Origin of the sequence: Cryobacterium arcticum (assembly GCF_003185895.1) — a bacterium.
Classification (GTDB): Bacteria; Actinomycetota; Actinomycetes; order Actinomycetales; family Microbacteriaceae; genus Cryobacterium; species Cryobacterium arcticum.
In genome coordinates this window covers 466,854-488,811 of record NZ_QHLY01000012.1, presented here as the reverse complement: position 1 = coordinate 488,811, position 21,958 = coordinate 466,854, and the positions used below count along the sequence as shown (strand labels likewise).

Here is a 21,958-nt window from a genome sequence, read left to right as displayed (position 1 = left end):
GAGGCAAACGGCTGGGAGTCGGGCACCAGGAGCTAGAAGAGTCCCGGAATCACCTCCTCCGTGATGTTGGCGAACGAGGATTCCTGCTCGGCGAGGTACGCCTCCCAGACCTCGGTGTCCCAGATCTCGACGCGCGTGCCGACACCGATGACGGTGAGGTCGCGGCCGAGGCCGGCGTAGGCCCGCAGGTTGGCGGGGATGGTGACCCGGTTCTGCTTGTCGGGGGTTTCGGCGCTGGCACCGGACAGGAAGACGCGGAAGAAGTCGCGCCCCTCCTTGCTGGTGATCGGCGCCTGGCGGATCTTCTCGTGGACCTCGTCGAAATCACGGTTGGTGAAGACGTAGAGGCACCGCTCCTGACCGCGGGTCATGACGATCCCGGTAGAGAGCTCCTCGCGGAACTTGGCCGGCAGGATGACGCGTCCTTTTTCGTCGAGCTTGGGGGCATAGGTCCCGAGGAACATTCATCACCCCTCTCTTCCGGCCAAGGTCAGGTGTTGCTCCACTTTACTCCACTATCAACCACCGCGTCTGGAAAATGCGGGATATTGCTGCGAAGTTGCCTAATTATTCCCTGGAAACACGCGGAACGACGCGGTGGAGGAGAATCCCATGTTTTGGCGCAGTCTGGCGAGATTTCGGGCATAAAAAAAGGACCGGCCTGCTGGCCGGCCCGCGTGCGCGTTCGGGTGGGGGAAAAGGGAGGCGGGTGGGGCCGCGTGCGGCCCAGCATCAACACCGAGCATCAAGACCGAGCGTTAACAAGAAAACGCCCGCCATCCCGATGAGGGGGGCGGGCGCTTCTGCGGAGAACTCCGGTTACTGCTGGCCGTCCTGGCGGCGGTCCCAACGGTCATTGAGCTTGTCCATGAAGCCCTGCTGGCTGCGTGCCTGCGTCGGCCGACTGGACGAGCCGGCCGAGGGCCGCGTCGCCCTCGCCGTGCGACCGGGTGTGATCGCGAGCAGCACGCCACCGAACATGATGATGAATCCGACGATGCCCAGCCAGAGCTGCTGCATCGCAACCCCGGCCACAAGAGTCGCGATTCCCACGACACCGGCGAGCACCCCGAGAACTATGGAGCGGTAGTTGGGGCGAAGACGGGTGCCCCCGACACTCGCCACGAATTCGGCATCGTTGTGATAGAGACTGCGCTCCATCTCTTCGAGGAGTCGCTGCTCTTGTTCTGAAAGCGGCATCTCATTCCTCCAATTGGGGATCGAGCGGATTAGACCCTAATTCTAGTCCCGCCGAGATGGCTAGGCTAGGCAGGTGGCTGAAAGCACTCGACTGGTCGATCTGGTTCATTCTCGTATCGACGAATTCATCAATACGCGTGAATCAATTGTGACGACCATCAGCCCGGACGTGACCGTGCTGGTTGAGTTCTCACGGCAGTTTCTCAGCGGCGGAAAGCGCTTCAGAGCGCAGTTCGCCCACCTCGGCTGGCAGAGCGTACCGGTGCCGGCTGTTGGGCTGCAGACGCCCGCCGGGGCGGGGCTCTCCCCCACGCTTCCCGACGGCCTGGCCGGCCTGGTTTCGGCCGCCGCCGCGCTGGAGATCTTCCATGCCGCAGCGCTCGTGCACGACGACATCATCGACAACTCCGACACCCGCAGGGGGGCACCGTCGGCCCATCGTCGTTTCGAGGCCCTGCACGGCGCCGAGGGCTGGGCGGGAAGCCCGGCCGACTTCGGCCGCGCCTCGGCGATCCTGCTCGGCGACCTGCTGCTGGGCTGGAGCGACGAGCTGCTCGACGAGGGCCTCGACGATGCTCCGGACCGCACCAGTGCCCGCCGCGCCAGGGCCCAGTTCAACCTGATGCGCACTGAAGTCACGGCCGGCCAGTATCTCGACATCCTGGAGGAACGCGCCTGGCTCACCCAGCCCGAAGCCGAGCTGCTGGACCGCGCCATCCGGGTCATCGTCTTCAAGTCGGCCAAGTACAGCGTGCAGGCGCCACTCGTGATCGGTGCGGCTCTGGCCGGAGCCGATGACGACCACCTGGATGTGCTGCGCGCGTTCGGCCTGCCGCTCGGCATCGCATACCAGCTGCGCGACGACCTGCTCGGGGTGTTCGGTGACGCGGTTGTCACCGGTAAGCCCAGCGGTGACGACCTGCGCGAGGGAAAGCGCACTGTGCTGATCGCGCTGGCCAGGGAGCGCCTGGACGCCGCGGCGCTCGGCACCGTCGATCGCCTGCTCGGACGGGACGACCTCACCCCGGAGCAGATCGTGACCCTTCAGCAGATCATCGTCGACAGCGGCGCGGTTGACCGTGTGGAGACGCTCATCCAGCAGAACGTGGCCCAGGCCCTGGCGGCCTTGGCCGGCTCCTCCGTGGCACCCGGCGTGGTCACGGCGCTGACCGATTTCGCCGGAACGGTGACCCGCCGAGCGTTCTAGGCAGCCGGGCCCGCCAGAACCGGCTGGCCAGTCCGGCCAGTCAGCTCAGTCACCTCGTCAGCTCAGGCGAGTTCGTCAGATCAGGCGAGCGCCTGCGCCACACGGCGCACTTCGGCCTTTCGACCGGCCAGGAGCGCGTCGATGGGCGGCACGCCGAGGCTGTCGTCGACCTCGAGCAGCCACTCCATGGCCTGCTCGTCGGTGAACCCGTCGTCGGAGAGCACGATCAGGGTGCCGCGCAGCTCACCCAGCGGCGCACCGTCACGGATGAAGGAGGCGGGCACGCTGATCTTGCCCTCACGGCGCACGGCGAGGAGGTGCTTGTCCTCGATGAGCTGGCGCACCCGGCTGGTGCTGAGGCCCAGAATCTCGACGAGGTCGGGGATGGCGAGCCACGCGGGGCCGGCATCAGCCGAGTCGGAGGAAGGAACTGAATGCGGTTGAACGGAATGCGAATCGGTCACCCGTCAAGCTTCCCACGATTCGGGATCGCCGACAAACCCCCTGTCGGGCCCGATTGACGGGCCTGAGCGGCCATTTTCAGTATTTCGGCAACCATCCGGCAGGCCACCCGCGTGGTTAATTGACTCGGCTTGCCTTCTGTGTCAGCGTTGAGGACGAGTCAACTATCGATTGGGTGTGAAATGTCGGCCAGAGCCAGCAAGTTCGAAGCGGGAAAGGTCCACCAGGACTCCCCCGTCGAGACGACCAGCTCAACCCCTGCCCGGCACCGGCCGAGCCCGACCGGGGTGCGCCGCTCGCTGGGCACCATCGCGAGCATCCCGCTCGTCGTGGTCAGCACCATCGCCATCGTGCTCAACCTGGCCTCGCCTGCGCAGGCCGCCACCGCCGTGAAAAAGCCGCTGAAGAGCCGCACCACCCTGCCGCAGACGGCGATCAAGCCGGTGCAGGCCGTGCAACCGGCCAGTGTCGCCGCGGCCCCCAGCCAGTACACGGTCGTCGACGGCGACACCATCAGCGCCATCGCCGGCCGGTTCGGCCTGTCGACGGCATCCGTACTCGCCCTGAACGGCCTCGGCTGGTCCGCCGTGATCTTCCCCGGCCAGGTGCTCACCCTCTCCACCACCGCACTGAACGTTGCAGCTGCACCCACCCCGGTGTCGACCGAGATCACCCGGTACACCATCCAGTCCGGCGACACGCTCAGCGGCGTCGCCGCCGCCCACGGCGTGCCCACCGACGCCGTGTTCAGCGCGAACGGCCTGGGACCGGGCAGCATCATCTTCCCCGGCCAGGTCATCGTGCTCCCTGCCGCCGGTTCGTCCGCCGCCCCGGCGGCCAGCTCGGCCGTCGCCGTTTCGGCCGTCACCCCGATCACCCCTGGCAGCCACACCGTGGTCGCCGGGGACACCGTCGACAAGATCGCCAGCTCAGCCGGCGTCACCGTGCAGGCCGTCCTCGAGGCCAACGGGCTGGGCTACTCCAGCATCATCTACCCCGGCCAGTCGCTGACCATCCCCGGCGGGGCGCCGGTGCTCGACGCCGCCCCGGCCGTTGTCATCACTCCGACACCGACCCCGATCCAGGCTCCGGCACGCGACACCGTCTACGAACTCACCGCAGAGATGGCCGAGAACGCCCGGCTGATCATCGCCGTCGGCCGCCAGGCCGGCGCCACCGATGCCGCACTGGTCGTCGCACTCGCCGCCGCAGCGCAAGAGTCTGGCCTGCGCAATCTCGACTACGGCGACCGCGACTCGCTCGGCCTGTTCCAGCAGCGTCCGAGCTCCGGCTGGGGCACGGAGGCCGAGGTAATGGACGCCGAGCGCGCCAGCCGCGCGTTCTTCGGCGGGCCGGTCAACCCCAACCCCGGCGTCACCCGTGGCTTGCTCGACATTCCGGGCTGGGAAGCCATGTCGGTGACCCAGGCCGCCCAGGCCGTGCAGATCTCCGGCTACCCGGACCTGTACGCCAACTGGGAGGCATCCGCTCGGAGCTGGCTGGCCCAGCTCGGCTGAGCCGGCACGGACCCGGTCGGTTGCCGAGCGGAGCACTCTGCACGCCCGCTGACCGTAAGACCGGCCTGAATCGGGCAGATCGACCAACGGTGACCGAATCGTGTCCGCCGCGCAGGCGTTTAGATCCCGAGGATCCCCCGACTATTCCGTAGACTCGACGGGTGACCGAAAGCCCCACAGACCCCATGATCGGCCGTCTCATCGACGGCAGATATCAGGTGCGCTCCCGGATCGCCCGCGGCGGCATGGCCACCGTGTATCTCGCCACCGACCTGCGCCTCGAGCGCCGGGTGGCGATCAAGATCATGCACGGCCACCTCGCCGACGACAACGCCTTCCGCAGCCGCTTCATCCAGGAGGCCCGCTCGGCGGCCCGCCTGGCGCATCCCAACGTGGTGAACGTCTTCGACCAGGGCCAGGATGCCGACATCGCCTACCTGGTGATGGAGCACCTGCCCGGCATCACGCTGCGCGACCTGCTCAAGGACTACGGGCGGCTGACGCCAGAGCAGACCATGGACATTCTCGAGGCCGTGCTGTCGGGTCTCGCCGCCGCGCACAAGGCCGGCATCGTGCACCGCGACGTCAAGCCGGAGAACGTGCTGCTGGCCGACGACGGCCGGATCAAGATCGGCGACTTCGGGCTGGCCCGCGCCGTGAACAACAACACCGCGACCGGGCAGGCGCTGCTGGGTACGGTCGCGTACCTCTCCCCCGAACTCGTCACCCGCGGCATCGCCGATGCCCGCAGTGACATCTATGCCCTCGGCATCATGACCTATGAGATGCTGACCGGCGAGCAGCCCTACGTGGGCGAGGCGCCCATGCAGGTGGCCTACCAGCACGCCAACGACACCGTGCCGATGCCCAGCCTGGTGGCGCCGGGCGTGCCCCTCGAGCTCGACGAACTGGTGCTCTGGGCCACCGCCCGCGACCCGGAGGAACGCCCGCGCGACGCCCGGGTGATGCTCGACCAACTGCTCGAGGTGGAGAAGCTCGTGCGGCCCAGCGACACCGCCATGCAGGCCACGATGGTGCTGCCCCGTGGAGCCGCCGCGGCATCCGCCGACGCTGAGACCCAAATCCTGGGGCGGGCGCCCCTGGCGACCGCCACCCTCGCCCCGCCGGTGGCTGAGGACGAGGAGCCCGACAACGTCACCAAGCTCGCCGAGACCGCTCGCAAGCGGCGCGGGCGCGGCTACTGGTGGTTCGCCCTGGTGATCTTCCTGGCCGCTGCCGCCGGCGGTGCCGGCTGGTACTTCGGTGTCGGACCCGGATCGGAGATCCAGGTGCCGTCGCTCACATCGGCCTCGCCGGAGGATGCCTCCGCCCAGCTCGAAGCGCTCGGGCTGGTCACCGCGCCGGGAACGGCATACAGCACCGAGATCGAGGCCGGCCTCGTTGTCGGCACGGATCCGGGTGACGGCGCCAGGGTGCCCAAGGGCAGCACTGTGACGATCAACGTGTCCCAGGGGCCACAGCCCATCACCCTGCCCGCGCTGGCCGGGCTCACGCCGGATGCCGCGGCGTCGGCGATCACCGACGCCCTGGCGGTTCCCGGCACCGTTGACGAGGTCTTCTCCAACTCCGTCGAGGAAGGTCTCGTGATCTCCGCCAGCCGGGACAGCGACGGCGGCGACGTCTCGCAGGGCGGCGACGCGTTCGAGGGCTCCACCATCAATTACGCGGTCTCGCTCGGCGATGTCACCGATGTGACCGGGCTGTCGCTCGACGACGCGGTCGACACCCTCGCCGACCAGGGCCTGGAGGGCCAGGCGGGTGAGGAGACCTACAGCGAGACTGTTCCGGAGGGCGACGTCATCTCGGCCGCTCCCGCCGGCAGCGGCCCCATCCGCGAGGGCTCCGTCATCACGCTGACGGTCTCCCGCGGGCCTGAGCCTGTCGAGGTGCCCGATGTCATCGGCCAGGCCTGGTCCGAGGCCAAGGGCGTGCTCGAGGCTGCCGGCTTCCGCCTGGACTACAACGTCACGGCTGACCTGCTGCCCGGGCTGTTCACCGTCACCAAGGTGAGCCCGGACGTCGGCACCTCAGCGCCGCGCGGGTCCACCGTCAAGGTCAACTTCTCCGCCTAGAGCGCTCCGGCCGATCACCGCGACACTCGGGCCCCTCACAAGGTCTCGACAAGCTCGACCAACGCGGGGCGCGCGAACCGAACGCACGTCCCGAACGCGAACTGCCCCGGTCCGGACGAGTTGCCCCGGTGTAGCGGGGCAGCTCGTCCGGACCGGGGCAGCTGGGTGATGCAGGCGGTGCGAGGCTAGCGTGCGGCTAGTTCCTCCGCCACCAGGAACGCGAGTTCCAGCGACTGCATGTGGTTCAGGCGCGGGTCGCACAGCGACTCGTACCGGGTCGCCAGGGCGGCCTCATCGATGTGCTCCGAACCGCCGAGGCACTCGGTGACGTCGTCGCCGGTGAGCTCGACGTGGATGCCGCCCGGGTGCGTGCCGACGGACCGGTGCGCCTCGAAGAAGCCCTTGACCTCGTCGACGACGTCGTCGAACCGACGGGTCTTGTAACCGGTGGGCGTGGTGACGCCGTTGCCGTGCATCGGGTCGGTGACCCAGAGCGGCATGGCGTCGCTGGCCTTGATCGCCTCGAGCAGCGGCGGCAGGGCGTCGCGGATCTTGCCCGCACCCATCCGCGTGATGAAGGTGAGCCGGCCGGGTTCGCGGTTCGGGTCGAGCTTGTCGATCAGGCGCAGCATGTCGTCGATCGACGTGCTCGGGCCGAGCTTGACGCCGATGGGGTTCCGCACGCGCGACAGGAAGTCCACATGGGCGCCGTCGATCTCCCTGGTGCGTTCGCCGATCCAGACGAAGTGCGCCGAGGTGTTGTACGGCGTGCCGGTGCGGGAGTCGATGCGCGTCATGGGGCGCTCGTAGTCCATCAGGAGGCCCTCGTGGCTGGTGTAGAACTCGGTGCGGCGCATGGCCTCGAAGTCGGCGCCGCAGGCGATCATGAACTTGATCGCGCGGTCGATGTCCTTGGCCAGGCCCTCGTAGCGCTGGTTGGCGGGGTTCTTGGCGAAGCCCTGGTTCCAGCTGTGCACCTGGCGCAGGTCGGCGAAGCCGCCCTGGGTGAAGGCGCGAATGAGATTGAGGGTGGATGCGCTCGTGTGGTACGCCTTGACCAGCCGGTCGGGGTCCGCTTCGCGGGACTCCGGGGTGAAGTCGTAGCCGTTCACGATGTCGCCGCGGTAGGCGGGCAGGGTGACGTCGCCGCGGGTCTCGAAGTCGCTGGAGCGGGGCTTCGCGAACTGCCCGGCCATGCGGCCCATCTTGACCACGGGCATGGAGGCGCCGTAGGTGAGCACGACGGCCATCTGCAGCACTGTCTTCACCCGGTTGCGGATCTGCTCCGCGGTGGCGCCGCTGAAGGTCTCGGCGCAGTCACCGCCCTGCAGCAGGAACGCCTCACCGCGGGCGGCCTGGGCCAGCCGGTCGCGCAGGATGTCGACCTCGCCGGCGAAGACCAGCGGCGGCTGGGTGGCCAACTCGGCTGAGGCCGCCGCGACGGCGTCGGCATCCGGCCAGGCGGGCTGCTGCTTGATGGGAAGCGTGCGCCAATAGTCCAGGCCGGCAATCACAGATTTGTCTGCCATTACTACCGGTTCGGTGGGGTCTACCACGGGACTGAGCCTGTTTTTCTCTTCTGCGGCCTGCGTGAGCAGGCCGGGGGATGCTGCATGGAAACGGACTGGATCAAGGGACCCAGCACGGATTATGGGGATCATTCGAGCCTAGCGTGAAAGGCTGGCGCGCTTCTCCTTGACGCTGGTGGCATACACGTCCACGTATTCCTGGTCGCTCAGGTGGCGCAGTTCGTACATCAGCTCATCCGTCACGGAGCGCAACACGAAGCGGTCGCCCTCCATTCCCTGGAACCGGCTGAAGTCCAGCGGCTTGCCGATCACGATGCCGATCCGGCGCACCTTGGGGATGCGGGTGCCGGTGGGCATGGCCTTCTCGGTGTCGATCATGGCGACGGGGACGACGGGCACGCCGGCCTCGAGCACCATCCGGGCCACGCCGGTGCGACCGCGGTACATGCGGGCGTCCGGGCTGCGGGTGCCCTCCGGGTAGATGCCGAGGGCTCCCCCGCCGTTCAGCACCGCCAGGCCGGTGTTGAGGGAGTCTTCTGAGGCCTTGCCGCCGGAGCGGTCGATGGGCAGCTGGCCGGTGGCCTTGAAGAACTGGCGGGTCGCCCAGCCTTTGAGCCCGGTGCCGGTGAAGTACTCGCTCTTGGCGAGGAACACGACCCGGCGGGAGACCACGAGGGGCAGGAACACCGAGTCGATGAACGACAAATGGTTGCTCGCGAGCACCACTCCGCCCTGCTTGGGGATGTTCTCGAGGCCGATCACCCACGGCCGGAAGAGGCTGAGCAGGATGGGGCCGGCGACGACGTTCTTCATGAACCAGTAGAACATCGGTGTCCTTACTCGAGCGGGTGCCGGCCGGCGATTGCCACCAACCGACACTCTACTCACCGGTGACGTGTCGGCGGGCGAGGTCGGCGGCGCCGACGACGCCGGCGTCGTTGACCAGTTCCGCGGTGGCGAACTCGGCTTCGGGGTGGTAGCCGCGGGCGGGCAGGTTGGCCAGGTATGCGGCCCGGATGGGCTCGAGCAGCAGTTCACCGGCCGAGGCAACGCCGCCGCCGAAGACGAACACCTGTGGGTCGAGCACCGCGGCGAGGCTGGCGCAGGCCTGGCCGAGCGAGGTGCCGAGCTGGCGCAGTGCGGCGAGGGCGCCGGGGTCCCCGGCCTGGATGAACTCGCCGACATCGGCGCCGGTGAGTTCGCCCTTCGTGCTGCGCGCCTCGGCGAGGCCGAGTCCGATGCCGCCGGCATCCGCGAACTCGTTGGCGATGCGCAGCAGTGCGCGGCCAGACCCGTACTGCTCGATGCAGCCGTGCGCACCGCAACCGCAGGGCAGGCCGTCCGGCACGACGCGCAGGTGGCCGAGTTCGGCGCCGACGCCGAAACCGCCGCGGAAGAGTCGGTCCCGGGACACGATGGCCCCGCCGACGCCGGTGCCGATGGTGAGGGTGACCATGTCGCTGTACAGCCGGCCGGCGCCGAAGCAGAACTCGGCCCAGCCGGCGGCGTTGGCGTCGTTCTCCACGATGATGGGCAGCGGCAGCCGGGCCTCGAGCTTCTCGCGCAACGGCTCGTTGCGCCAGTTGATGTTGGGGGCGTAGTAGACGGTCGACTGTGCGGCGTCGATGAACCCGGCAGCGGCGACACCGGCGGCGATTACGTCTTCGCCGACGGACAGGCTCTCGATCATCGCAACGACGGCGTCTTCGATCCCGCGGGGGTCGGTGGCGGTGGTCGGTCGACGGTCCGACTTGAGAATGGTCCCGAATTCGTCGACGAGGGCACCGGCGATTTTGGTCCCGCCGATGTCAATCCCAATGGCGTGCACGACTGACACCTTTCGTTGGTGGAGCTTCAGTGGGGTTCTCGGACCGTCGATGCGGCCCTGGGCGCGAGAGCGACCTGAACGACCGAGGAGGCACCCCCTAGAGTGTAGTAAAAGAGTATGCCGCCGGGAGAATCGCATACTCACGCTGTAGCACCGGCTAGAGTGGTCGCACTTACCCGTCCGGTGCCAAAGGAGTTACCGTGAAACAGTTCGATGAGCCCGCCGTCGTTACCGCCGACCCGAACGCGAACGTCACCGACCTGTTGGTCGACCGTCTCGCCCTGACCCCCGATCTGGTGTTGTTCTCCCGCCCGGACGGCCGCAACGGCTGGTTGCCGGTGACCACCAGGGAGTTCCACGCCGACGTCCTGGCCCTGGCCAAGGGATTCGTCGCCGCCGGTATCCAACCGGGCGACAAGATCGGGTTGATCTGCAAGACCCGCTACGAGTGGACCTTGATCGACTTCGCCGTCTGGTTCGCCGGTGCCGTGCTCGTTCCGGTGTACGAAACCAGCTCTCCCAGCCAGATCCAGTGGATTCTCAGTGACTCCGGAGCAACGTCGCTCCTGGTCGAGACCGCTGAGCACTTCGCCCGCTTCGACGAGGTGCACCCTGACCTGCCCAGCGTCGAGACGGTCTGGCAGATCGACCTCGGCGACCTCGACAAGCTCGCCGCCCGCGGTGTCGATGTGGCGGATGCCGAGATCGAGCGCCGACGCCGTCTGGCCGTGGCCTCCGACATGGCGACGCTGATCTACACCTCGGGGTCGACCGGCCGGCCGAAGGGTTGTGTGCTCAGCCACGCCAACTTCGTCGAGACCAGCCGCAACGCCGGGATCGCGCTCAAGCCCGTCTTGACCGACGAGAAGGGCGCATCCACCCTGCTGTTCATCACCACCGCGCACGTCTTCGCCCGGTTCATCGCCGTGCTCTGCGTGCACGGCGGGGTGCGGGTCGGCCACCAGCCGGACACCAAGCAGCTGCTGCCGTCGCTGGGCAGCTTCAAGCCCACCTTCCTGCTGGCCGTGCCCCGGGTTTTCGAGAAGGTCTACAACTCCGCCGAGCAGAAGGCGGAGACCGGTGGCAAGGGCAAGATCTTCCAGGCCGCCTCCGAGGTCGCCGTCGCGCACTCCAAGCTGGTCGAAGCCGGTGAGAAGATCCCGCTGGGCATGAAGGTCAAGTTCGCCCTGTTCGACCGGCTGGTCTACAGCAAGCTGCGCACGGCGATGGGCGGCAACGTGAAGTTCGCCGTGTCCGGCTCCGCTCCGCTCGGCGCGCATCTCGGCCACTTCTTCCACAGCCTGGGCATCGTGATCCTCGAGGGTTACGGCCTCACCGAGACCACCGCGCCGGCGACAGTGAACCTGGCCACCAAGTCGAAGATCGGCAGTGTCGGTCCGGCACTGCCGGGCGTCTCTGTGCGGGTCATGGATGACGGCGAAGTCGAGGTGAAGGGTGTGAACGTCTTCACCGAGTACTGGAAGAACCCCGAGGCCACAGCGGCCGCGTTCGACGACGGCTGGTTGAAGACCGGGGATATCGGCGACCTCGACGCCGAGGGCTTCCTGACCATCACCGGCCGCAAGAAGGAGATCATCGTCACCGCTGCCGGCAAGAACGTCGCCCCGGCCGGCCTCGAGGATCCCATCCGCTCGAACCCGCTGATCGGCCAGGTCGTCGTTGTGGGCGACCAGAAGCCGTTCATCGCGGCCCTGGTCACCCTCGACCCGGAGATGTTGCCGGTCTGGTTGCACAACAACCATGAGGATGCCGACCTGTCGCTGACCGATGCGTCGGTGAACCCGAAGGTGCTGGCCGAGGTGCAACGCGCGATCGACCACGCCAACGAATCGGTGTCGCGGGCGGAGTCGATCCGCAAGTTCGTCATCCTGCCGATCGAATTCACCGAGGCCGGCGGGCACCTCACCCCGAAGATGAGCATCAAGCGCGACGTGATCATGCGTGACTTCGCCGCCGAGGTGCAGAACCTCTACGGCGCCAACCCGATGACAGCCGCTGTGCCGGTGCGGGAGTCAGTGCAGGACTGAGACTCCCCCGCCGGGCGGCGAGCCTAGAACCAGTCCGACTCGCGGACTTCCTTCATCGCCGCCCGGCGGTTCTCCTTGTCGAGCCGGTCGAGGTAGAGCAGCCCGTCCAGGTGGTCGGTTTCGTGTTGCAGCGCCTGCGCCATCAGACCGGAACCCGCGACCTCGATCGGCTCCCCGTCGAGGTCGGTGCCGGTGACGCGGGCGAACGGATACCGCTTGGTCGGGTACCAGAGACCTGGCACGGACAGGCAGCCCTCGTCGACGAGTTCGGGTTCACCGGAGAGCTCGACGATGACGGGGTTGAGGATGTAGCCGATATCGCCGTCGATGTTGTAGCTGAACGCACGCAGGTTCACGCCGATCTGGGACGCCGCGACGCCGGCCCTGCCCGGCAGTTTCACGCTGTCGACCAGATCGTCCACGAGTCCACGCACCCTGGCGTCGATCTCGCCGATGGGTTCTGACCGGGTCTTCAGGACGGGATCGCCCAGGAGGCGAATGGGGCGTTCGGGCACGATGAAGCTTTCTTCCTAGGGGCGGGACAGGACGGGGCGGGACAGGACGGTGCTGGCCGGTCAGACGCGTCGTTCGGCCGGCAGGCCTTCGACGACCAGGGCGGCGAGGGTACGCGCGGCCAGGCGGGTGATCGGCTTGAGGTTCTTATACGACACCACACTGCCGGCGGCCAGCTGCGGGTCGTACGGGATGCGCACGATCTCGCGCACCCGGGAGCGGAAATGCGACTCGATCTCTTCGAGCTTGACCAGGTTGGTGCCCTGGGTCGCGGTGTTCAGCGCCACGATGGCGTTCCGCACCAGGTCGCCGTAACCGTTGGCTTCGAGCCAGGTGAGGGTCTCCGACGCCAGCCGGGCCTCGTCCACACTGCCGCCGGAGACGATGACGATCGAATCGGCGCGCTGCAGGGTGGCCCGCATGACCGAGTGCACGATGCCGGTGCCGCAGTCGGTGAGCACGATCGAGTAGAACCGGGCGGCGAGGTCGGCGACGACGTTGTAGTCGTTCTCGTCGAACGCCTCGCTCAAGAGTGGGTCGGTGTCACTGGCCAGGATGTCCAGCCGGGTTTCGTCCCGGGAGACCAATGCGGAGAAATCGGTGAAGCCGCCGATAGACGCGGCCTTGGTGACGACATCCCGCACGGTGGACCGGGTCTGCTTGGCGACCCGCTCGCTCAGGGTGCCGCGGTCGGGGTTGGCGTCGACGGCGATGATCCGGTCTTCCCTGGCATCGGCCAGCGCCATGCCGAGCAGCGCTGTGACGGTGGTCTTACCCACTCCGCCCTTGCGGGTGAGGATCGGCACGAATCGGGCGCCGCCCTCGAACTGCTTGCGGATGCGTTCGTCCATGGCCTGGTGGGCCTTCACGGCGGCGGAGTCGCCGAGGTTGATCAGGTGGAAGGAGGCGTTGTAGACGAACCGGTTCCAACCGCCCTGGGGCGCCCGGCGGGTGCGCCGGTTCACCTCGAGCAACCGGTCCGAGGTGAGCATCGATGCCGACTCCGGCGCGACGGCGTCGGAGCGGGACCGGTCCCTGCGGCTGGCGGTGGGCGCGCCGGTCGGGCCGGTACTCAGCGACAGCGCGGCAGCGGCGGCCCCTACCGGGACGGCCGTCTCGCTCGCGCGCTGGGGGGTGAGGATCTCGATGGTGTGGGTACCGGGATGGGCGGCGTTCGCCGCCGTCGGGGTGGACCGAACCGGAACCGACCGGGCCGGGTTCGGGCGTGTCACGCCGGAGCCGGGGTCTGAGCTGCGGGCAACAGCGGACCGCGGACCGCCGCTGAGCGGTACGGAGAGGCTGTCCGGCAGCGCGGCTGCGAGGTTGTCGTAGGTGTGCGGCGGCAGTTCGCTGTGATACTCGTCGCCCGCGCGCACGCCGGAGTCGGCGCCGCCCGCCCCGGCCGTAGCCGGGGCGAGTTCGCCGTCACCCTCGTCGTGCGGGTAGGCATCGTCGGTCCGTTTGTCTGTCACAACAGACTCCTCGTCACTCAGCGGGCCGCCAACCGGCCCCAAATCAGGCCTCAGCCTAGCGCGGACGCACCACCACGAGGAGGTCACCCGCATCGACCTGCTGCGTCTTCGGGATCGCCACCCGCTCCACGACCCCCGCGATCGGCGAAGTGATCGCCGCTTCCATCTTCATGGCTTCGATCGAGGCGACGCTCTGACCGGCCACGATGTGGTCGCCCTCCGCCACCTGCAGGGTGACCACACCGGAGAACGGTGCGGCGACCTGGCCGGGCTGGTTGGCGTCGGCCTTCTCGGCGACCTTGGCCTCCACCGCGATGCCGCGGTCACGCACGAAGACCGGCCGCAACTGACCGTTGAGGATGGTCATGACAGTGCGCATGCCCTTGTCGTCGGCCTCACCGATGGCTTCGAGGCCGACGTAGAGCACCACGCCCTTGTCGATCTCGATGACGTGCTCCGTGCCCTGGCGCAGGCCGTAGAGGTAGTCGACGGTGTTGACCACAGACAGGTCACCGAACAGTTCGCGGATCTGCTGGTAGTGCCGGGTGGGCGCGGGGAAGAGCAGCTGGTTAAGCATCTCCCGGCGGGTGAGGCTGTCGCCGTCCAGCGCGGTGCGCTCCTCTGCGGTGAGGTCGGTGGTGCTGACCCGCACGTTCCGGCCCTCGAGCACCTTCGAGCGGAAGGGCTCTGGCCAGCCGCCGGGCAGATCGCCGAGCTCGCCGGCCATGAAACCGACAACCGACTCCGGCACGTCGTACTTGGCCGGGTTGGCTTCGAAGTCGGCCGGATCGGCGTTCACCGCGGCCAGGTAGAGCGCCAGGTCACCGACGACCTTCGACGACGGGGTCACCTTGGGCACGCGGCCCAGGATGGTGTTGGCAGCCGCGTACATGTCTTCGATCAGCTCGAAGTCGTCGGCCAGGCCCAGCGCCACCGCCTGCGTGCGCAGGTTGGAGAGCTGTCCCCCGGGGATCTCGTGGTTATAGACCCGGCCGGTCGGCGCGCGGAGGCCCGATTCGAAGGGGTGGTACACCCGGCGCACGTCTTCCCAGTAGGGTTCGAGGTCGCAGACGTTCTTCAGCGAGATGCCGGTGTCGCGGTCGGTGTGCGCGAGCGCGGCGACCAACGAGGATGCCGACGGCTGGCTGGTGGTGCCGCCCATCGGGGCGCTGGCCACGTCGACGGCGTCGGCGCCGGCGCGGGAGGCCGCGAGCAGGGTCGCCAGCTGGCCGCCGGGGGTGTCGTGCGTGTGCACGTGCACCGGCAGGTCGAAGCGTTCGCGGAACGCCGCGACGAGCTTCTCGGCGGCGGCGGGCCGGAGGAGACCGGCCATGTCTTTGATCGCGAGGATGTGCGCGCCGGACTCCACGATCTGGTCGGCGAGCCGCAGGTAGTAGTCCAGCGTGTACAGGTTCTCGGCGGGGTCGAGCAGGTCGCCGGTGTAGCAGACGGCCACCTCGGCCACGCTCGTGCCGGTGTTGAGCACGGCGTCGATGGCGGGGCGCATCTGGTTGACGTCGTTGAGGGCGTCGAAGATGCGGAAGATGTCAACACCGCTGTCGCTGGCCTCGCGCACGAACGCATCCGTCACCTCGGTGGGGTACGGGGTGTAGCCCACGGTGTTGCGACCGCGCAGCAGCATCTGGATGTTGATGTTGGGCAGCGCCTCACGCAGGGCGCCGAGACGCTCCCACGGGTCCTCGCCGAGGAAGCGCAGGGCGACGTCGTAGGTGGCGCCACCCCAGGCTTCGACCGAGAGCAGCTCGGGGGTGAGCCTGGCGACGTACGGGGCTACGGCGACCAGGTCCTTGGTGCGCACCCGGGTGGCCAACAGTGACTGGTGGGCGTCGCGGAAGGTGGTGTCGGTGACGGCCAGGGCGGTCTGGTTGCGCAGGGCGCTCGCGAAGCCCACCGGGCCGAGCAGTTGCAGCTTCTGCCGGGAGCCCTCAGGCGCCGGCACCGAGAGGTCGAGCTTGGGCAGCTTCTCCGCCGGGTTCAACAGGGTCAAGGGCACACCGTTGGGCTGGTTGACGGTGACGTCGGCCAGCCAGTTGAGGATCTTGGTGCCACGGTCCTTCGAGGCGCGGCCACGCAGCAGTTGCGGGCGTTCGTCGATGAAGGAGGTGCTCAGGTCGCCGGCAGCGAAGTCGGGGTCTTCGAGCACGGCCTGCAGGAACGCAATGTTGGTGGAGACGCCGCGGATACGGAACTCGGCCAGGGCGCGCTTGGAGCGGGTGACGGCCGAGGTGTAGTCGCGGCCTCGGCAGGTGAGCTTGGCGAGCATCGAGTCGAAGTGCGGGCTGATCTGCGCACCCGGGTTGATGGTGCCGCCGTCGAGGCGGATGCCGGCGCCGCCCGGTGAGCGGTAGGTGGTGATCCGGCCGGTGTCGGGGCGGAAACCCGCGGTCGGGTCCTCGGTGGTGATCCGGCACTGCAGGGCGAAGCCGCGCAGCTTGATCGAGTCCTGGGACAGGCCGAGGTCGGCAAGGGTCTCCCCCGCAGCGATGCGGATCTGGGACTGCACGAGGTCGACGTCTGTGACCTCTTCGGTGACGGTGTGCTCCACCTGGATGCGCGGGTTCATCTCGATGAACACGTGCTGGCCGGCGCGCTCGCCCACGGTGTCGAGCAGGAACTCGACGGTGCCGGCGTTGACGTAGCCGATCGACCGGGCGAAGGCCACGGCGTCCTTGTGCAGGCGCTGGCGGATCTCTTCGGGCAGGTTCGGGGCCGGTGCGATCTCGATGACCTTCTGGTGGCGGCGCTGCACGGAGCAGTCCCGCTCGAACAGGTGCACGGTCTCGCCCGTGGCATCCGCCAGGATCTGCACCTCGATGTGACGCGGGCGGAGCACGGCCTGCTCGAGGAACATGGTCGGGTCACCGAAGGCACTGTTGGCCTCGCGCATGGCCTCTTCGAGGGAGCCGCGCAGGTCGGCCATGGTGGCGACCCGGCGCATGCCGCGCCCGCCGCCGCCGGCGACGGCCTTCGCGAAGATCGGGAAGCCGATCTCCTCGGCCGCGGCAATGAGCTCTTCAACGTCACGCGAGGGCGCGCTGGACTTGAGCACGGGAACACCGGCCGCGATGGCGTGCTCCTTGGCGGTGACCTTGTTGCCGGCCATCTCGAGCACGTGCGAGCCGGGGCCGATGAAGGTGATGCCGGCGGCCTTGGCCGCTTCGGCGAGCTCCGGGTTCTCGGAGAGGAAGCCGTAGCCGGGGTAGATGGCGTCTGCGCCACTCTCCTGGGCGACCCGGATGATCTCGGAGACATCGAGGTAGGCGCGCACCGGGTGACCCGGTTCGCCGATCTCGTATGCTTCGTCGGCCTTCAGCCGATGCAGTGAATTGCGGTCCTCGAATGGGAAAACCGCGACTGTTTTCGCTCCCAGTTCATAGGCGGCGCGAAAAGCGCGGATTGCTATCTCTCCACGGTTGGCGACGAGGATTTTGGTGAACATAGAGACCTTTCGATCCGGGAGCGGCACACAGCTGACGGTTAGGTTCTCTAAGACTAGTGAAGGTAACGTATCTACTTGTGCACGTACTTAGCGTTAGCTCCCTCAAGGGAGGGGTAGGCAAGACCACGGTAACCCTTGGTCTGGCTTCTGCTGCCTTCGCCCGCGGTGTTCGGACCCTCGTGGTCGACCTCGATCCGCAATCAGATGTCTCAACCGGGCTCGACATCCAGCTCGCCGGCCACCTCAACGTCGCCGATGTGCTGGCTTCGCCGAAGGAGAAAGTCGTGCGCGCCGCGATTGCGCCCAGCGGCTGGACCCGCGGCCGGCCCGGCACCATCGACGTCATGATCGGCAGCCCGTCTGCCATCAATTTCGACGGCCCGCACCCCAGCATCCGCGACATCTGGAAGCTCGAGGAGGCCCTCTCCACCGTGGAGAAGGACTACGACCTCGTGCTGATCGACTGTGCGCCGTCGCTGAACGCCCTCACCCGCACCGCCTGGGCCGCCAGCGACCGGGTCGCCGTGGTCACCGAACCCGGCCTGTTCTCCGTGGCCGCCGCCGACCGTGCGCTGCGCGCGATCGAGGAGATCCGCCGTGGGCTGAGCCCCCGCCTGCAGCCGTTGGGCATCATCGTGAACCGCGCCCGCACGGCGTCGCTGGAGCACCAGTTCCGGATCAAGGAACTCCGGGACATGTTCGGACCGCTCGTGCTCAGCCCGCAGCTGCCGGAGCGCACCAGCCTGCAGCAGGCCCAGGGCGCCGCGAAGCCGCTGCACACCTGGCCCGGCGACAGCGCCCAGGAGATGGCGCACTACTTCGACCAGCTGCTCGACCGGGTTCTTCGCACCGCCCGCATCGGCGAATACGCCGAAACGAGCACCCGCTAGGCACGCGAGCTGTGAGAAAAGCCCCGAAACGCTCGCGTTTTCGGGGCTTTTCTCACAGCTCGCGAGATTTCGGTGATCGAGCTTGTCGAGATCCTAAGAGACCTTGCGGGAGACCCGGCGGGCGGCGAGCTCGTCTGAGGGGTCGTTGGTCTGGGTGTCGAGTTCCACCAGGGTGGTCTCCACCTCGCGCAGGACCTTGCCGACGGCGATGCCGAAGACGCCCTGGCCGCGGCTGACCAGGTCGATGACCTCGTCGTTGGAGGTGCAGAGGTAGACGCTGGCGCCGTCACTCATCAGGGTGGTCTGGGCGAGGTCGTTCACGCCGGATTCGCGCAGCTGGTTCACCGCGGTGCGGATCTGCTGCAGGGAGATGCCGGTGTCGAGCAGGCGTTTGACGAGCTTGAGCACCAGGATGTCGCGGAAGCCGTACAGGCGCTGCGATCCGGACCCTGCCGCACCGCGCACGGTGGGTTCCACGAGTTCGGTGCGGGCCCAGTAGTCGAGCTGGCGGTAGCTGATACCCGCGGCTCTGGCTGCGACGGCACCGCGGTAGCCGGAGTTCTCGTCGAGTTTGGGCATGCCGTCGGTGAACAGCAGGCCCTCACCATACCGAGAAGAGTCGTCTCGGGGATTGAGCTCACTCATACGATGCCTCTCGGGGTGGATGCGACGCCGGCGGCTCGCACTTCAACGTTAGCGAGGCGAACGGCCCCAGCCCATCACATCCGTCGTTTGGACCCCGGCGTGTCGAGAGAACGATGGGACTTCGCCACGCAGAACAAGTCGAACACGATGAACACGCGTTGAACTCTCAGTCTACGACCTATTTGGTGAGGCGGCCCAGGGCAGAACGGATCAGGCTGCCGCGGATGACTTCGAGCTGGCCGGCAATCTCCACGGCCATCTCAGCGGCTTTGGCCCGGCTCGACGAGTCCTTGCGGCGGGACAGCGGCACGAGGGCGCTCTCGATCAGGCCGAGTTCGCGTTCGGCGGCTCCGCGGAAGCCGCGCAGGTGCCGAGGTTCGATGCCGCTCTTCTGCAGGTCGACCAGAGCGCGGAGCACCCTGAGGGCGTCGTCGCCGTAGTGCTCGGCCGGCAGGATGATGGATGATGACACGGCCTCATTCAGGAGCGCCGCGGATGCGCCGGACTCCCGCAGCAGGTCATCACGGCTGAACGTGCGATGGTTCACCAGCATGCTCGGTCCGGGGGCGCCGCCGCCGGGCAGCACCGGGGACAGGCCGGAGTCGAGGTCGTCGAGGTAGGCCCTGATCACCTTCAGCGGCAGGTAGTGGTCGCGCTGCATCGACAGGATCAGGCGCAGCCGGTCGAGGTCGCCGCCGTTGAACTTGCGGTAGCCGGACTCCGTGCGCGCCGGGGAGACCAAGCCCTGTTCCTCCAGAAACCGCAGCTTGGAGGGGGTGAGGTCGGGAAACTCCGGCGTCAGCCGGGCCAGGACCTGGCCGATACTCAGAAGTGACGTCGCGCCCGGCAGTCTGGCCTGGGCGGAGGACGCCGGCACTAGTCGCTCGCCAGTTTTACGAGGTCGAGCCGCGAGGCGTAGAACGTCAGGCGGAACTTGCCGACCTGAACTTCGGAACCGTCGGTGAGGACAGCCAGGTCGATGCGTTCACCGTCGAAATACGTGCCGTTGAGCGACCCGAGGTCTTTGACCTGGAAGGTACGGCCGTTGCGGAGGAACTCGGCGTGCCGCCGGGAGACCGTGACGTCATCGAGGAAGATGTCCGCCTCGGGGTGCCGGCCCACTGTCGTGAGGTCGGCGTCCAGCAGGAAGCGCGCACCGGAATTGGGGCCGCGGCGCACCACCAGAAGGGCAGAGCCTGACGGCAGGGCCGCAATGGCGTCCTGCTCCTCAACCGTGACGTTCGAGTCGAGTGCAGCCAACGATGCCGCGAATTCCTGGCTGAACGTCATCGTGGTATCGACGCTCCCCGTGGCATTCTCGGGCGCTACCCTGCGCTCGGGTTCTTTCTTCTCGTCGGAATCGACCACCGTGCACCTCCTACGGGTAAATCGTATCGGATGGAGAGGGCCTTCAGACGCGCTCGAGCCGAATCACGCGAACCGTTTCAATCGCATAGATGACGCCGGCCCACCAGTACAGGTAGGCGCCCCACAATCCGAACGCCCATCCGACCGGCTGCGACCACCAGGACAACTCGGGGAAGGCCTGCCCGAGCATGATCATCGGCAGGGCGTAGAACAGGCAGAAGGTGGCCACCTTGCCCAGCTGATGCACGGGCAGCGGACCGAAACCGTAGTTGGCCAGCACAACTCCCAGTCCGAGCAGGAAGACATCGCGGCCGACGACGATCACCACGAGCCACCACGGCACCAGCTCGCGCCAGGCCAGACCGATCAGCGCTGCGAAGATGTAGAGCCGGTCCGCCGCCGGGTCGAGCAGCTGGCCGAGCCGGGTGATCTGGTTGAACCGTCGAGCGATCCAGCCGTCGAGGAAGTCGGTCAGGCTGGACACCGCGAGCACCAGGAGCGCCCACGCGTCGGCGCCGGTGACGAGCAGCGACAGGAAGACCGGAACGAGGGCCAGGCGGAGGAAACTGAGCAGATTCGGCACCGTCAGCACCCTGGAGCTGAGTGGGGGTGAAGCGGGCCCGGTCACGGGTCGAGTCTAGCCAGAGCTGCTCCCCGGCTCAGGCGCCGCGGCGCACGGCTTCTTCCGGCTCGGCATCGGCGTCCTTCTTCTTCCTCTTCTTCGCCGGCGCCGCGGACCTCGTCGTCGAGTCACCATCCGCTGCGCCGGCGGTGGATGTGGCGGACTTGGCCGTCTTGGCGGTCTTCGTGGTCTTGGTCGTCTTGGTCGTCTTGGCAGCCGCGGCTGTTTTCTTCTCCCCTGACTCGCCGCCGGAGCCCGACCGGCTGCGGTCGACACTGCGGCGCAGGGCCTCCATCAGGTCGAGCACCTCTCCCCCGCCCTCCTCCTCGTCGGTGGCGCCGAAGGTGGCATCGGTGTCGATCGCGTCGCCCTTGTCCAGCTTCTCCTCGATCAGCCGGCGCAGCTGCGCCTGGTATTCATCGGTGTAGTCGCCCGGGGTGAAGTCCGCGGCGAAGGAGTCGACGAGCGCCGACGACAGGTCGAGTTCCCGGTCGGAGATCTTCACGTTGGTCTCCAGGGCCGGGAAGTCGGCCACCCGCACCTCGTCGTCCCAGAGCAGGGTCTGCAGCATCAGCACGTCGCCCTTCACCCGGAGCGCGGCGAGCCGGGTCTTCTGGCGCAGCGCGAAGTGCACGATCGCGGTGCGGTCGGTCTGCTCGAGGGTGCGACGGAGCAGCACGTACGCCTTGGGTGAGGAGCCGTCGGGTTCGAGGTAGTAGCTGCGATCGAACATGATCGGGTCGAGCTGGTCGCTCGGCACGAATTCGACCACGTCGATCTCCCGGCTGCGCTCCTCCGGCAGGGACTTGAGGTCGGCATCCGTGATCACCACGGTCTTGTCGCCGTCGGTGAAGGCCTTGTCGATGTGCGCGTAGTCCACGATCTGGCCGCAGACCTCGCACCGGCGCTGGTACCGGATGCGTCCGCCATCCGCGTCGTGCACCTGGTGCAGTTCGACGTCGTGGTCTTCGGTGGCGCTGTAGACCTTGACCGGCACGTTGACCAGCCCAAAGGTGATGGCACCTTTCCAGATGGATCTCATCGGTTTCGCCTCCTACTGTCCTGCATCTGCACTCCAGTACACACCAGAGGGGTGTGGTGACA

The 21,958-nt window shown here is 67.7% G+C and carries 19 protein-coding genes; 5 read left to right on the top strand and 14 right to left on the bottom strand.

Annotation, left to right across the window (positions count from 1 at the left end; all coding sequences use genetic code 11):
* Positions 1 to 32: 32 nt before the first annotated feature.
* Entirely contained in the window at positions 33 to 464 is a 432-nt protein-coding gene (gene mraZ / locus CTB96_RS11970) for a division/cell wall cluster transcriptional repressor MraZ (RefSeq protein WP_110127124.1), read from the bottom strand.
* 355 nt (positions 465 to 819) lie between these two features.
* Positions 820 to 1,200 (bottom strand): DUF3040 domain-containing protein, encoded by a 381-nt coding sequence (locus CTB96_RS11965; protein WP_110127123.1) that lies wholly within the window; start codon positions 1,198 to 1,200, stop codon positions 820 to 822.
* 73 nt (positions 1,201 to 1,273) lie between these two features.
* Between CTB96_RS11965 and CTB96_RS11960 the strand changes: the two genes are divergently transcribed.
* A complete protein-coding gene (locus CTB96_RS11960; protein WP_110127122.1) occupies positions 1,274 to 2,407 on the top strand; it encodes a polyprenyl synthetase family protein in 1,134 nt (377 codons plus the stop codon).
* Between the two features lie 80 nt (positions 2,408 to 2,487).
* Here CTB96_RS11960 and CTB96_RS11955 read toward each other — a convergent pair whose 3' ends face one another.
* Positions 2,488 to 2,871, bottom strand: coding sequence for an Rv2175c family DNA-binding protein (locus tag CTB96_RS11955; protein WP_181397247.1), 384 nt, complete (start codon positions 2,869 to 2,871; stop codon positions 2,488 to 2,490).
* 180 nt (positions 2,872 to 3,051) lie between these two features.
* Here CTB96_RS11955 and CTB96_RS11950 point away from each other — a divergent pair, with 180 nt between their 5' ends.
* Both CTB96_RS11950 and pknB read left to right on the top strand, forming a co-directional pair.
* Positions 3,052 to 4,386 (top strand): LysM peptidoglycan-binding domain-containing protein, encoded by a 1,335-nt coding sequence (locus CTB96_RS11950; RefSeq protein ID WP_110127121.1) that lies wholly within the window; start codon positions 3,052 to 3,054, stop codon positions 4,384 to 4,386.
* Between the two features lie 161 nt (positions 4,387 to 4,547).
* Entirely contained in the window at positions 4,548 to 6,479 is a 1,932-nt protein-coding gene (gene pknB, locus CTB96_RS11945; RefSeq protein ID WP_110127120.1) for a Stk1 family PASTA domain-containing Ser/Thr kinase, read from the top strand.
* Positions 6,480 to 6,664: 185 nt separating this feature from the next.
* Here the strand turns inward: pknB and CTB96_RS11940 are convergent, their stop codons facing one another.
* The 3 genes from CTB96_RS11940 to CTB96_RS11930 all read right to left on the bottom strand — a co-directional run bounded on the left by CTB96_RS11940 (position 6,665) and on the right by CTB96_RS11930 (position 9,836).
* The gene (locus tag CTB96_RS11940; protein WP_110127119.1) at positions 6,665 to 8,008 is read right to left on the bottom strand and encodes a class II 3-deoxy-7-phosphoheptulonate synthase; all 1,344 of its coding nucleotides are present in this window, start codon (positions 8,006 to 8,008) and stop codon (positions 6,665 to 6,667) included.
* 138 nt (positions 8,009 to 8,146) lie between these two features.
* The gene (locus tag CTB96_RS11935; RefSeq protein ID WP_110127118.1) at positions 8,147 to 8,836 is read right to left on the bottom strand and encodes a lysophospholipid acyltransferase family protein; all 690 of its coding nucleotides are present in this window, start codon (positions 8,834 to 8,836) and stop codon (positions 8,147 to 8,149) included.
* 52 nt (positions 8,837 to 8,888) lie between these two features.
* On the bottom strand, positions 8,889 to 9,836 hold the full coding sequence (locus tag CTB96_RS11930) for an ROK family glucokinase (protein ID WP_110127117.1): 948 nt from the start codon (positions 9,834 to 9,836) through the stop codon (positions 8,889 to 8,891).
* 200 nt (positions 9,837 to 10,036) lie between these two features.
* Here CTB96_RS11930 and CTB96_RS11925 point away from each other — a divergent pair, with 200 nt between their 5' ends.
* Complete coding sequence (locus tag CTB96_RS11925; RefSeq protein WP_110127116.1) at positions 10,037 to 11,884, top strand: AMP-dependent synthetase/ligase; 1,848 nt, start codon at positions 10,037 to 10,039, stop codon at positions 11,882 to 11,884.
* Between the two features lie 23 nt (positions 11,885 to 11,907).
* On the opposite strand, the gene def is transcribed toward CTB96_RS11925, so the two are convergent.
* From def to CTB96_RS11910, 3 genes are read right to left on the bottom strand one after another with little or no spacing between them, the layout of a single operon-like run.
* Positions 11,908 to 12,399: a peptide deformylase gene (gene def, locus CTB96_RS11920; RefSeq protein WP_110127115.1), complete on the bottom strand. Its 492-nt coding sequence runs from the start codon at positions 12,397 to 12,399 to the stop codon at positions 11,908 to 11,910.
* 60 nt (positions 12,400 to 12,459) lie between these two features.
* Positions 12,460 to 13,869: a MinD/ParA family ATP-binding protein gene (locus tag CTB96_RS11915; protein ID WP_248283353.1), complete on the bottom strand. Its 1,410-nt coding sequence runs from the start codon at positions 13,867 to 13,869 to the stop codon at positions 12,460 to 12,462.
* Between the two features lie 55 nt (positions 13,870 to 13,924).
* Positions 13,925 to 17,329 (bottom strand): pyruvate carboxylase, encoded by a 3,405-nt coding sequence (locus CTB96_RS11910; protein ID WP_110127114.1) that lies wholly within the window; start codon positions 17,327 to 17,329, stop codon positions 13,925 to 13,927.
* A gap of 77 nt (positions 17,330 to 17,406) precedes the next feature.
* Here CTB96_RS11910 and CTB96_RS11905 point away from each other — a divergent pair, with 77 nt between their 5' ends.
* Positions 17,407 to 18,219 (top strand): ParA family protein, encoded by an 813-nt coding sequence (locus tag CTB96_RS11905; RefSeq protein WP_110127113.1) that lies wholly within the window; start codon positions 17,407 to 17,409, stop codon positions 18,217 to 18,219.
* A 93-nt stretch (positions 18,220 to 18,312) separates the two neighbouring features.
* Here CTB96_RS11905 and CTB96_RS11900 read toward each other — a convergent pair whose 3' ends face one another.
* From CTB96_RS11900 to ku, 5 genes are all read right to left on the bottom strand, one after another.
* Complete coding sequence (locus tag CTB96_RS11900) at positions 18,313 to 18,864, bottom strand: MerR family transcriptional regulator (RefSeq protein ID WP_110127112.1); 552 nt, start codon at positions 18,862 to 18,864, stop codon at positions 18,313 to 18,315.
* A 178-nt stretch (positions 18,865 to 19,042) separates the two neighbouring features.
* Entirely contained in the window at positions 19,043 to 19,741 is a 699-nt protein-coding gene (gene ftsR / locus CTB96_RS11895) for a transcriptional regulator FtsR (RefSeq protein WP_110127111.1), read from the bottom strand.
* Positions 19,741 to 20,154, bottom strand: coding sequence for an FHA domain-containing protein (locus tag CTB96_RS11890; protein WP_110128455.1), 414 nt, complete (start codon positions 20,152 to 20,154; stop codon positions 19,741 to 19,743). Before CTB96_RS11890 ends, ftsR begins: the two co-directional genes overlap by 1 nt.
* 121 nt (positions 20,155 to 20,275) lie before the next feature.
* On the bottom strand, positions 20,276 to 20,860 hold the full coding sequence (locus tag CTB96_RS11885) for a CDP-alcohol phosphatidyltransferase family protein (protein ID WP_248283352.1): 585 nt from the start codon (positions 20,858 to 20,860) through the stop codon (positions 20,276 to 20,278).
* A 31-nt stretch (positions 20,861 to 20,891) separates the two neighbouring features.
* Positions 20,892 to 21,896, bottom strand: coding sequence for a non-homologous end joining protein Ku (gene ku / locus CTB96_RS11880; protein WP_110127109.1), 1,005 nt, complete (start codon positions 21,894 to 21,896; stop codon positions 20,892 to 20,894).
* Between the last annotated feature and the right edge of the window lie 62 nt (positions 21,897 to 21,958).